12 protein-coding genes are annotated in these 11,566 nt (G+C 72.0%); 6 read left to right on the forward strand and 6 right to left on the reverse strand.

Annotation, left to right across the window (positions count from 1 at the left end; translation table 11 throughout):
* Window positions 1-87 precede the first annotated feature (87 nt).
* Complete coding sequence (locus PKE79_RS11450; RefSeq protein WP_271173825.1) at window positions 88-996, forward strand: glycosyltransferase family 2 protein; 909 nt, start codon at window positions 88-90, stop codon at window positions 994-996.
* Window positions 997-1,020: 24 nt separating this feature from the next.
* On the opposite strand, the gene PKE79_RS11455 is transcribed toward PKE79_RS11450, so the two are convergent.
* From PKE79_RS11455 to PKE79_RS11480, 6 genes are all read right to left on the reverse strand, one after another.
* Window positions 1,021-1,782, reverse strand: a complete 762-nt coding sequence (locus PKE79_RS11455) for an ABC transporter ATP-binding protein (protein WP_271173826.1) — start codon at window positions 1,780-1,782, stop codon at window positions 1,021-1,023.
* The gene (locus PKE79_RS11460; protein WP_271173827.1) at window positions 1,782-2,657 is read right to left on the reverse strand and encodes an ABC transporter permease; all 876 of its coding nucleotides are present in this window, start codon (window positions 2,655-2,657) and stop codon (window positions 1,782-1,784) included. Before PKE79_RS11460 ends, PKE79_RS11455 begins: the two co-directional genes overlap by 1 nt.
* A gap of 96 nt (window positions 2,658-2,753) precedes the next feature.
* The gene (locus PKE79_RS11465) at window positions 2,754-3,830 is read right to left on the reverse strand and encodes a glycosyltransferase (RefSeq protein WP_271173828.1); all 1,077 of its coding nucleotides are present in this window, start codon (window positions 3,828-3,830) and stop codon (window positions 2,754-2,756) included.
* A complete protein-coding gene (locus PKE79_RS11470; protein WP_271173829.1) occupies window positions 3,827-5,257 on the reverse strand; it encodes an LCP family protein in 1,431 nt (476 codons plus the stop codon). The genes PKE79_RS11465 and PKE79_RS11470 overlap by 4 nt, the downstream gene beginning before the upstream one ends.
* Before the next feature lie 11 nt (window positions 5,258-5,268).
* On the reverse strand, window positions 5,269-5,736 hold the full coding sequence (gene purE, locus PKE79_RS11475; RefSeq protein WP_271173955.1) for a 5-(carboxyamino)imidazole ribonucleotide mutase: 468 nt from the start codon (window positions 5,734-5,736) through the stop codon (window positions 5,269-5,271).
* A 216-nt stretch (window positions 5,737-5,952) separates the two neighbouring features.
* Window positions 5,953-6,783, reverse strand: coding sequence for an endonuclease domain-containing protein (locus PKE79_RS11480; RefSeq protein WP_271173830.1), 831 nt, complete (start codon window positions 6,781-6,783; stop codon window positions 5,953-5,955).
* A gap of 282 nt (window positions 6,784-7,065) precedes the next feature.
* On the opposite strand from PKE79_RS11480, the gene PKE79_RS11485 reads away from it, so the two are divergent.
* The 5 genes from PKE79_RS11485 to PKE79_RS11505 all read left to right on the forward strand — a co-directional run bounded on the left by PKE79_RS11485 (window position 7,066) and on the right by PKE79_RS11505 (window position 11,538).
* The gene (locus PKE79_RS11485) at window positions 7,066-7,845 is read left to right on the forward strand and encodes a biotin--[acetyl-CoA-carboxylase] ligase (protein WP_271173831.1); all 780 of its coding nucleotides are present in this window, start codon (window positions 7,066-7,068) and stop codon (window positions 7,843-7,845) included.
* 52 nt (window positions 7,846-7,897) lie between these two features.
* On the forward strand, window positions 7,898-8,458 hold the full coding sequence (locus PKE79_RS11490; RefSeq protein WP_271173832.1) for a PH domain-containing protein: 561 nt from the start codon (window positions 7,898-7,900) through the stop codon (window positions 8,456-8,458).
* Between the two features lie 36 nt (window positions 8,459-8,494).
* Window positions 8,495-9,616 (forward strand): 5-(carboxyamino)imidazole ribonucleotide synthase, encoded by a 1,122-nt coding sequence (locus PKE79_RS11495; protein ID WP_271173833.1) that lies wholly within the window; start codon window positions 8,495-8,497, stop codon window positions 9,614-9,616.
* A gap of 121 nt (window positions 9,617-9,737) precedes the next feature.
* Window positions 9,738-11,309: an acyl-CoA carboxylase subunit beta gene (locus PKE79_RS11500; RefSeq protein WP_271173956.1), complete on the forward strand. Its 1,572-nt coding sequence runs from the start codon at window positions 9,738-9,740 to the stop codon at window positions 11,307-11,309.
* Between the two features lie 13 nt (window positions 11,310-11,322).
* Window positions 11,323-11,538 (forward strand): acyl-CoA carboxylase subunit epsilon, encoded by a 216-nt coding sequence (locus tag PKE79_RS11505; RefSeq protein ID WP_271173834.1) that lies wholly within the window; start codon window positions 11,323-11,325, stop codon window positions 11,536-11,538.
* Window positions 11,539-11,566: the final 28 nt, after the last annotated feature.

The following is an 11,566-nucleotide window of genomic DNA, read 5'->3' on the forward strand; positions in this document are numbered from 1 at the left end:
GCCCCGTCGTCATCGACGGCCGCAACATCCTCACCCCCACCACCTGGCGCGACGCCGGCTGGACCTACCACGGCATGGGCCGCTGACATGACCCCCCGCGTCGCCATCGTCGTCCGCACCAAGGACCGCCCCGACTTCCTGCGCAGGGCGCTGCGGAGCATCACGGGCCAGACGCTGACGGCGTGGGAGGCCGTGATCGTCAACGACGGCGGCGAGCCCGCGGTCGTCGACGCGCTCATCGCGGCGCTCCCCGACGAGCACCGCGCGCGTGTGCGCGCGGTGCACTCGGAGACGTCGCGCGGGCGCTGGGTGAGCGCGAACGCGGGGGTCCTCGCGACCTCTGCGCCGCTCCTCGTCCTGCACGACGACGACGACACATGGCATCCCGAGTTCCTCGAGCGGGCATCCGCCTACCTCGACGCCCACCCCGAGCGCGGCGGCGTGGTGTCCCGCATCGAGATCGTGTGGGAGGAGCAGCAGGGCGACCGCCTCGTCGCCGTCCGCCGCGAGGTGTTCCAGCCGCAGCTCGCGGTGCCGACCCTCGCCGACACGCTCCTGTTCAACCGGTACGTGCCGATCGGCTTCGTGTACCGCCGCAGCCTCCACGAGGAACTGGGCCTGTACGACGACCGGCTCCCCGTCGTCGGCGACTGGGACTTCAACCTGCGCGTGCTCGCGCGCGGTCCCCTCGAGTACCTCGCCGACGAGCCGTACGCGTACTGGCACCAGCGCACCGGCGCCGACGGCGCAGCGGGCAACAGCGTGATCGAGTCGCGCGGGGATCATGAGAAGCACGATGCGCTCATCCGCGATGAGGCGCTGCGCGCGTACGTCGACGAGCACGGGCTCGGCCTCGTGCTCTACCTGACGAAGTTCATCGACCGGCGCTTCGTCGAGGTCGAGAACGGCATCCGCGACGAGGTGCGCCGCGAGGTGGGCCGCCTCAACGTCCTCCAGCGCGGCTACGACAAGGTGCGGCGCCGCCTCGCCCGCTGACCGGCCGCACGGCGTCGCGCGCGATCAGTGCGGCGTCGTGCGGACGAGCTCGACGGCCTCGTCGATCGGGCCATCGAAGAGCACCTTGTGCTCGTGGATGAAGATCCCGCGCGAGCACAGGCGCTTCACGGTGCCCATGTCGTGGCTCACGACGAGCATCGTGACGCCCTTCGCCGTGAGCTCCTCGATCTTCGCGTAGCACTTCTGGCGGAACGGCGCGTCGCCGACCGAGAGCACCTCGTCCACGAGGAGCACGTCGAGGTCGACGTGGATCGCGACCGCGAAGGCGAGCCGCATGAACATGCCCGAGGAGTAGTGCTTCACCTCGGTGTCGATGAAGTCGCCGATCTCGCTGAACGCGACGATGTCGTCGAAGCGCGCCTCGATCTCGTCCTGCTTCATGCCGAGGATGGCCGCGTTGAGGTAGACGTTCTCGCGCCCCGAGAGCTCGGGGTGGAAGCCGGCGCCGACCTCGATGAGGCCCGCGACCCGGCCGCGCGTGAAGACGCGTCCCTTGTCGGGTTCGAGCACGCCCGACACGAGCTTGAGCGTCGTCGACTTCCCGGATCCGTTGAAGCCGAGGACGGCGACCGACTCGCCCTCGCCGATCTGGAAGCTCACGTCGTCGAGCGCCGTGAAGACGTCGCTGCGGACCTTCTTGCGCTGGATCCAGCCGATGAACGCCTCCTTGAAGGAGTGCGTGTTGCGCTTGAGGAAGAGCTTCGACACGTGGTCGATGACGATCGCCGGCTTCGTGGCCGACGTGACGGTGAGGGTGTTCGACATCACAGATCCTGGGCGAAGGTGCGCTCGAAGCGGCGGAACGTCAGCTGGCCGATGACGAGGATGACCGCGCACAGCGCGACGGCGATCCCGAGGTACACGAGGAAGTGCTCGGGGAACCCGTGCGGCTGTTCGTCCGCGTTCGTCGGGACGGTGGGCTCCCAGAACGTCCAGTGGAACAGCTCGACCGCGATGGTCACGGGGTTCGACATGTAGAGGTGGAGGATCCAGCCCGTGGCCTTCTCCTCGACGAGCGTCCACGCGTAGAGCACAGGCGATGCCCACGTCGAGACCATGCGGATGATCTCGACGAAGTTCTGCGCGTCGCGGTAGCGCACGTTGATGCCCGCGAAGAAAAGGCCGAGGCCGAGCGCGAGCGCGGCGATGAGCACCATCCCGAGGAGCATCGCACCGAGGCCCGCGAACGTGGGCAGCCAGCCGTAGATGAGGCTGACGACGAGGAGGATGGCCAGCTGCGGCAGGAAGTGGATGAACGCCACGATGATCGCGGAGATCGGGAAGAGCTCGCGCGGCAGGTAGATCTTCTTCACGAGGGCGCGGTTGTCCACGATGGCCGTCGTCGCGTTGCCGAACGCCTCGTTGAAGAAGTTCACGGCGACGAGACCGGCGAAGAGGTAGATCGGGAAGTTCGTGATGCCCCGGTTGCCGTCGAAGATGAAGCCGACGACGAGGAAGTACATGAGGAACTGGATGCCGGGCTTGACGTACGACCACGTCCAGCCGAGCACCGAGTTGCGGTAGCGCGTCGCCGTGCCCTTGCGCACGAGGAGGCGGAGCAGATACCGCCAGCGGAACACATCCGCGAGTCCGCGACCTCGGCCGGGGACGTCGTATTCCGACAGATCGATCGTCGTCACTGGTGCGCGCCCTGCCTCGTCAATCGGGAAAAAGCCACACGCGATCCTATCGCCGCACCCGCGGGCAACCTGGAGGCCAGCCCCGAGCGCGCGGCGTCAGAGCTCGGCATGCAGCTGCCAGACCTTCTCCGCCGCGCTGTGCCAGGAGAACGCGCGCGACCGATCCCGCGCGCGCAGCGCCATCCGCTCGTCGTCGATCGCCGCCGCGAGCGCGTCGCCCATCTCGGCGCCGTCGACGACCGCGCCTCCGTCGAGGACGACCTCGCGGTGGCCGTCGCAGTCGGCGGCCACGACGGGGGTGCCGAGAGCCATCGCCTCGACGACGCGCCAGGGCCACGCGGCCCGCGTCGACCCGGCCGCGAACGCCGCGGCGTGCGCGAGAACCGCGGCGCGGTCTCCCCGATCGAGCGAGCCGTGCGGCCGGACGCGCTGCGGATCGGCACCGACGGCGTCCGCGATCTCCCGGACCGCGCCGTCCTGCCCCTCCGGCACGTCGATGACGACGACATCGGCGTCGACGGCGCGGGCGGCCGCGAGCGCGCGGGCGAGGCCGTCGGACGCCGCGGCTCCTCCGGACGCCGCGATGTAGCGGGCGGGCAGCGCGAGGTCGCGGCGACGCGCGTCGACGTCGCTGGGGATCGAGAAGCCCTCGGGCGGCGCACCGGCGACGACCCGGACGCGCGGACCGAACGCGGCATGCTCGGCGAGACGCTCGGCGATCGCATGCGTCGGCACGACGATCGCATCGGCGTGCTTCTGCGCGCGCTTCAGGAGCGCCTGCTCGAGCGCGGCCGCCGCACGGGGCAGCTCGCCCGGCGCCTCCCATGCGCGCAGATCCCACAGCGTGACGACGGTCTGCGCGTGGTCCTTCGCCCGGTCATGGCGGACGAGGGGCGCGAGGAGCGTGGGCGCGTGGATGAGGCCGCCCTCGGCGCCTGCGGCCACGCCCATCCGCCAGGCCGCGACGAGCTCCCGGCGCGCGAGAGCGAGGCGCTTCTCGCTCGAGATGCCGTCCAGGCGCAGCGGCTCTCCGGCCGGCGCGATCGCGTCGACGACGCATCCCGAGGGCGCCGACTCGATGAGCATGCGCGCGAGGTCGCGCGCGGCCGCGGAGAGATCGGGGTCGGTGGGTGCCGCGAGCTGGTCGAGGACGACTCGCAGCCGCACCGTCATCCCGACGACTCCTCGGGGTGCAGGACGCTCTCGAGGTAGGCGTGGATGGCTGCGAAGTCGGGCGACTCCTGGTCGACCGCGATCGGCCCCTCGGGCGTCAGCTCAACGGAGGTCACCGCCTGGCTCTTCGCCTCGACCGCGAGGTCGAGGAAGGTCGGCAGGAGCGACTGGGGGATGTCGGTCTCGACGATCGCGGTGCCGGCGCGTGCGACGTCCTGGAAGCGCGTGAGCACGTTCTCCGGCGTGAACTGCGCGAGGATCGCCTCCTGCAGCTGCCGCTGCCGCTGCATGCGGTCCCAGTCGCTCGTCGTATAGCGGGAGCGCGCGTACCACTGCGCGGTGTCGCCGTCCATGTGCTGCGCGCCCGGCTCGATCCATCCGATCGCCCAGTCCTCGGCCGGCTGACCCTCGTACGCGGGCCCCCCGCCCTTCGGCAGGCGCTGCGACACCTCGATGTCGACGCCCCCGAGCGCGTCGACGAGCGCCGCGAAGCCGTTCATGTCGATGAACGCGTAGTACGGGATCTCGAGGCCGGTCACGCCCTCGGCCGCGTCCTTCGTGGCCTCCACGCCCGGCGACGAGCCGTGGCGCTCGGCGTCGGGGTAGAGCGAGGCGCCCTGGTCCTCGCGGCAGATCTCGGCGGCCTGGCGGATGTGGTTCATCCAGTCGTCCCAGCCGCACGACGGATCGGCGTGCCCCTCGAACCCGTTCGGGTAGAGCGCCTGCATGGGGCTGCCGTCGCTGAACGGCGCGGCGCCCAGCTCGCGCGGGATGCCGGTGATCGTCACGGCGCCGGTCGATGCGTTGATGGAGACGACCGAGATGCTGTCGAACCGCATGGAGTCGCGGCCGTCGCCCGAGTCCGCGCCGAGCAGGAGGATGTTGTAGTAGCCCTCGCTCGGCGGCACGACCGGCGCGCTCGCGGCGAAGATCGAGCCGAGCGCGTTGGAGGCCGCGACGAGGCGCGGCGCGGCGTAGGCCACCGTGCCGCCCGTGACGACCATGAGCAGGATCGCGAGCGCCGCGATGCCGAAGCGCGCGGGGCTCTGCGTCCGGACGAGCCGGACGAGCCGCAGGGTGTCGATCGACAGGACGATCCAGAGCACGCCGTACGCGACGACGATCGCCGCGAGAGCGAGCAGCACGAGCGGGTTGAGGAGGATGGTCATGGCGCCGTCGCGCCAGAGCAGGAGCGCGAGCGCGCCGACCGCGACGAGCACCCAGGACAGGAGGGTCGCCCCCAGGCCGAAGCGGCCCAGTCGGCGGCTGCCGGCGAGCACCTGCGCGGACCCGGGGATGACCCAGCCGAGCAGGACGAGCCACCATCCGCGGCGCGTCATGAGCGCCGCGTCGGCCGCGTCGGGGTGCCGCATCGGGCGCGTCTCGACGAGAGCGCTCGATCGCAGCGGCGTCCGGGTGCGTGCCATGGCGGCAACCGTCACAGAGAGCCCTTCAGACGTGCGTTCTTCTCCTCGACCTGGCGCTCGAGGTCGCGGGCGTACTCCTCGATGCGGTCGGCGATCGCGGCATCGGCGGTGCCGAGGATGCGCGCGGCGAGGAGGCCGGCGTTCTTGGCGCCGTTGATCGAGACGGTGGCGACGGGGATCCCCGCCGGCATCTGGACGATCGACAGGAGAGAGTCGAGTCCGTCGAGCGTCTTCAGCTGCACGGGGACGCCGATGACGGGAAGCGCCGTGACCGACGCGAGCATGCCGGGCAGGTGGGCCGCGCCGCCGGCTCCCGCGATGATCGCCCGGAGTCCGCGGCCGCGCGCCTCGCGGCCGTAGCGGATGAGCTTGTCCACCGTGCGGTGCGCCGAGACCACCTCGACCTCGTGCGGGATGCCGAGCTCGGTGAGAGCGGTCGAGGCGTCGACCATGACGCGCCAGTCGGAGTCGGAGCCCATGACGACGCCGACGAGGGGCGTTTCGGACGAGTTCAGCACCCGACAAGGCTAGGGCGAGACCCTGGAAATCGCCGGGAGCGACATCGCCTCGCTCCCCGGGCCCGCGCTATCCGCCATCCCCTCGGCGTCCGCGCGAGCGCAGGAGAATCCGCCGAGAGCAGGACCACTGCGGGGGCATCGTCCTGCGCTCACGCGGATCTCCTTCCCTCGCAGCGGTCAGAGGTGCAGCCCCTGCGCCATCGCCGAGCGCAGCGAGGACTCGACATGGTCCCAGTCGTGCATCACCTCGAAGTAGTCGAAGCGGAAGACGGTGAAGCCCAGGAGGCGGAGCGCCCGGTCGTGCGCGATGTCGGCGCGCCGCTGACGCGCGTCGCTGTGGAAGGCGAAGCCGTCGAGCTGCACGACGAGCCGACGGCCGATGAGGGCGTCCACGGGGCGACCGGCGAGCCACACCTGCTGCCGGAAGGGGATGCCCGCGCGGCGGCAGCGGTACGCGAACCGCGACTCCACGCCCGAGTCGGATCGGACTCCCGCCTCCCCGGCGAGCGCACGGGCCGCGACGCTGCCCCACTTCGTCCGCGCCATGGCGTCGGCGGAGATCCGGGTCCGCGCGAGTGCCGACTCCCACACGGCGAACGCGGCTTCGCCGTCCGCGCACACCGCGATGCACGCAAGGACGTTCTCGATCGGATCGAGCAGGGTCCGGGGTGCGACGGCGACGACGGGCGACGCCCAGTGCGCGCGCACGCCGGGTTCGCCGGCGCGCGCATGCGGTGCGAGCGCGATGTGGATCGCATCGGCCGAACCAGGCGGGCACCAGAGCCCGTGCTGCTCGAGCGCGCTTCGGCAGGTGATGCGCCCGCCGAGGCGCGCCGCGGCGTGGACCTCTGCCGGCGCCTCGGGAAGGACGAGCCAGGAGCGGCGCAGCAGCGCGATGCCCTCGGCGCGGGCGGCACGGCGCAGGCGATCGGGCGACCACCCCGACTCGAGGAGATCGCGGCGGTGGCGGTACCCGCCGTGGGCGGAGAGGAGTGCGCGCAGGGACATGCGGAGAGCCTGGCCCGCGCGGAGCGTCCGGCGAGCGCCACTCCTCCGCGGTGTGGACGGACCCGCGGCAGCGCACGCGGCTGTGCACAGGGTGTCGGCGCCGGGCGGCCCCCGTCGGGCCTGCCCCGCGTCGCCATCCCCACGGCCCGCCGCAGGAGAATCCGCCGAGAGCAGGACGGATTCGGCCGTGCCGTCCTGCCCTCGGTGGATCCTCCTGCTGTCGCCGGGGCGGAACCCCCCCCGCTGCGACGCCGGCCAGGGCCATCCGGCTAGGGTCGACGGGTGAGCTGGGAGCGGACGCGCACGGTGGCAGGGCGGATGGTCGAGGTCGCGCAGACGGGGTCGACGAACGCCGATCTCGCGCGCGCGATCGCGCAGGGCGAGGAATGGCCGCACCTCGGGGTGCTCCTCACGCACGACCAGCAGGCGGGGCGCGGGCGTCTCGACCGACGCTGGGTCGCCCCTCCGGGCGCCGCCCTCGCCCTGTCGGTCGTCGTGCGGGTGCCCGATCTCCCCCTCGCCGGGCGCGGCTGGATCCCCCTCGTCGCGGGAGTCGCGATGCAGCGTGCGGTCGCGGCCCAGACCCCGGGCATCCGGGTCTGCCTGAAATGGCCGAACGATGTGCTCGTCGCACACGAGGGCGACGAGCTCCGGAAGATCTGCGGCGTGCTGGCCGAGGGTACCGCCGACCCCGACGCCGTGATCGTCGGCACGGGGGTCAACACGCGCCTGCAGCCGATCGACCTCCCCGTGCCGACGGCGACGTCGTTTCCCGCGCTGGGCCTGGAGTGCGACGAGGACGCCCTCGTCGCGGACTACCTCACGGCACTCGACGACCTGCTCCGCGGTCTCGCCCGGGCGAGTGGCGACGCCGTCGCGTCCGGAGCGCACGCCGCGGCGACCGCCGTGTGCACGACGCTCGGCCGCGACGTCGCCGTGTCCCTCCCCGATGGGACGACGCTGCGGGGGCGCGCGACCGAGCTCGCTCCCGACGGGCGCCTTGTCGTCGCGGACGGCGACCGCGTGGCGGTCTCGGCCGGCGACGTCGTGCACGTCCGCTGAGCGGCCCGGCGCGGCGCGGCGGAGTCCTGCCCGCGTCGCGGACAATGGGGGCATGAGCACGCCTGGACTCGCGGGTCGGCCCGCCACGCCGCCGGTCGCCCCCGCGCCCGAGCTGCTCGTGGCGCGCCTGCACGGCCACGCCCGGCGGCTCACCTGGTCGGCGCTGCTCGTCATCGCGACGGCGGGCGCGACGGGCTACCTGCTCGGAAACCTGCCGGCTCCCTTCGAGGACTGGATGCTGCTGGCAGCGGCGGGCGCCGTCGTCCTGCTCGGCGCCGTCCTGCCGCTGCTCGCATGGCTCACCCGCACGTACACGATCACGACCCGTCGCGTGATCGCGAAGCGCGGCCTCCTCGCCCGCGACCACAGCGAGCTCTCGCACACGCGCGGCTACTCGATCCGACTCCGCCGCGGGGTGCTGCAGCGGATGTGGGGAGCGGGCACGCTCGTGCTGTCCGACGGCGTCACGGCGCCGCTCGTGCTGCGGGACGTGCCCGACGCCGGCCTCGTGCACGAGGTGCTCGCCGACCAGGTCGAGATGAGCCAGATCCAGGCGCACCGCGAATCGCAGGGCTTCTCGTTCGGGCACCAGCTGCCCGCGCCCCGCGGCTGATCGTTCGCGGGTCCGCCGATGCGTCAAAATGGACGCATGACGATGCGTGTGGGTGTGATCGGCGGCGGCCAGCTCGCGAGGATGATGATCGCTCCCGCGGTCGAGATGGGCATCGAGCTGAGCGTGCTCGCCGAGCAGGAGGGCATGTCGGCCGCACTCGCCCAGGCCGCCGTGGGCGACTACCGGGATGCCCAGACCGTGCTCGCGTTCGCGAAGGACGTGGACGTCATCACCTTCGACCACGAGCACGTGCCGCAGGACGTCCTGCACGCGCTCGTCGACGCGGGCGTCGCGGTGCACCCGGGCCCCGACGCGCTGCGCTTCGCGCAGGACAAGCTCGTGATGCGCCGCCGCCTGGCCGAGCTCGGCGCGCCGCAGCCCGACTGGGCCGCCGTCGCCGAGCCGTCCGAGCTGCAGGCCTTCCTCGACGACCACGGCGGGCGCGCGGTCGTGAAGACGCCGCGGGGCGGCTACGACGGCAAGGGCGTGAAGGTCGTCTCGCGCCCGGAGGACGTCGCCGACTGGTTCGCCGACTTCGACGGCGAGGCGCTGCTCGTGGAGGAGCTCGTCGACTTCCGCCGCGAGCTCGCGCAGCAGGTGGCGCGTCGCCCAAGCGGCGGGATGGTCGCCTACCCCGTCGTCGAGACCGTGCAGCGCGGCGGCGTGTGCGCCGAGGTGCTCGCGCCCGCCCCCGACGCGAGCGAGAAGCTCATGGAGGTCGCCGCGCGCCTCGGCAAGACGATCGCCGAGGGGCTGCGCGTCACGGGCATGCTCGCGGTCGAGCTCTTCGAGACCGTCGACGACCGCATCCTCGTCAACGAGCTCGCGATGCGCCCGCACAACAGCGGGCACTGGACGCAGGACGGCGCCGTGACGGGTCAGTTCGAGCAGCACCTGCGCGCCGTCCTCGACCTCCCGCTCGGCGCTCCCGACGTCGCCGCGGGCGCGGTCGTCATGGTGAACATCCTCGGCGGCCCGCAGGGCGAGCAGCTCACCGACCGCTTCGCCGCGGCCATGGCGGCGCATCCGCTCGCCAAGATCCACACCTACGGCAAGGAGCCGCGCCCCGGTCGCAAGGTCGGGCACGTCAACGTCGCCGCCGATGAGCTCGACGACGCCGCGTACGAGGCGCGCGCGGCTGCCGCCTTCTTCGACTGATCCGCGCGGGTCTCCGAGGGCGGTGTCGCCGCGCCACACAGCTTCACGACGGGCGTTGTGTGTGCCCTCCAAGTCGCGCGCGGCGGCCGCGACTAGGGTGGAACGCGTGACCGAACCCGACATGTCCACGACCCAGGGCAAGATCGCCGACCTGCGCGCCCGCTACGACGAGGCCGTCGTCCAGGCCGAGGCGAAGGCGCAGGAGAAGCAGCACGCCAAGAACAAGCTGACGGCGCGCGAGCGCATCGAGCTGCTCGTCGACCACGGCTCGTTCGTCGAGTTCGACGAGTACGTGCGCCACCGCACGACCGCGTTCGGGATGGAGAGGTCGCGGCCGTACGGCGACTCGGTCGTGACCGGCGTCGGCACGATCCACGGCCGCACGGTCGCCGTCTACGCGCAGGACTTCTCGACCTTCGGCGGCTCCCTCGGCGAGGTCGCGGGCGAGAAGATCATCAAGATCATGGAGTTCGCGCTGCGCGGCGGGATGCCCATCGTCGGCATCCTCGACTCGGGTGGCGCGCGCATCCAGGAGGGCGTCGTCGCCCTCGGCAAGTACGGGGAGATCTTCCGCCTGAACACCGCCGCGTCGGGCGTCATCCCGCAGATCTCGATCATCATGGGCCCCGCAGCGGGCGGTGCGGTGTACTCCCCCGCGCTCACGGACTTCGTCATCATGGTCGACAAGACGAGCCAGATGTTCGTCACGGGCCCCGACGTCATCAAGACCGTGACCGGCGAGGACGTCGGCATGGAGGACCTCGGCGGCGCCTACACGCACAACACGCGCTCGGGCGTGGCCCACTACCTCGCCGAGGACGAGGACGACGCGCTCGACTACGCGCGCACCCTCCTCGGCTTCCTGCCGGACAACAACATGGCGGATGCGCCGGCGTACGAGTCGGCGTTCGAGTTCGAGACCACCGACGCCGACCGGCAGCTGAACACCCTCATCCCCGACTCGCCGAACCAGCCGTACGACATCCACGAGGTCATCTCGCGCACGGTCGACGACAGCGAGTTCCTCGAGGTGCAGCCGCTGTTCGCGCCGAACATCGTCATCGGCTTCGGCCGCGTCGAGGGTCGCACGGTCGGCATCATCGCGAACCAGCCCTCGCAGATGGCGGGCACGCTCAACATCGACGCGGGCGAGAAGGCGTCGCGCTTCGTGCGCTTCTGCGACGCGTTCTCCATCCCGATCGTCACCCTCGTCGACGTGCCCGGCTACCTGCCCGGCACGGATCAGGAGTGGACCGGCGTCATCCGCCGCGGCGCGAAGCTGCTCTACGCCTACGCCGAGGCCACCGTCCCGCTCGTCACGGTCATCCTGCGCAAGGCCTACGGCGGCGCCTACATCGTCATGGGCTCGAAGCAGCTCGGCGCCGACATCAACCTCGCCTGGCCGACCGCCGAGATCGCGGTCATGGGCGGCCAGGGCGCGGTGAACATCCTCTACCGCGGCGAGCTCAAGAAGGCCGAGGAGGCGGGCGAGGATGTCGCCGCCGTCCGCACGCGCCTCGCGAACGAGTACACGTACAACGTCGCGAGCCCGTTCCTCGCGGCCGAGCGCGGCGAGCTCGACGGCATCATCGAGCCGGCCGCGACGCGCGTGGCGATCGCGAAGGCTCTGCGCTCGCTCCGCGGCAAGCGCGCGGAGCTGCCGCCCAAGAAGCACGGGAACATCCCGCTCTAGCGGGAGACGGCGCATGTCCGAGCAGAACGACATCCCCCGCGTCGACGTCGTGCGCGGGAACCCGACCGACGAGGAGCTCGCGGCCATCGTCGCGGTCGTGTCCGAGGCCTACACGCAGGAGGCGGCATCGGCCGTCGTCGACGACACGCCGTCGTTCGACGCGTGGACGAGGTCGCGTCGTCTCCGCCGTCCGCTCGCACGCGGCGGCTGGGGCCGCTTCGGCGGCTGAGACCGCTCGGGGGGCCGGTTCTTGTCCC

The organism is Microbacterium barkeri (assembly GCF_027921765.1).
In the GTDB taxonomy this organism is placed as follows: Bacteria; Actinomycetota; Actinomycetes; order Actinomycetales; family Microbacteriaceae; genus Microbacterium; species Microbacterium barkeri.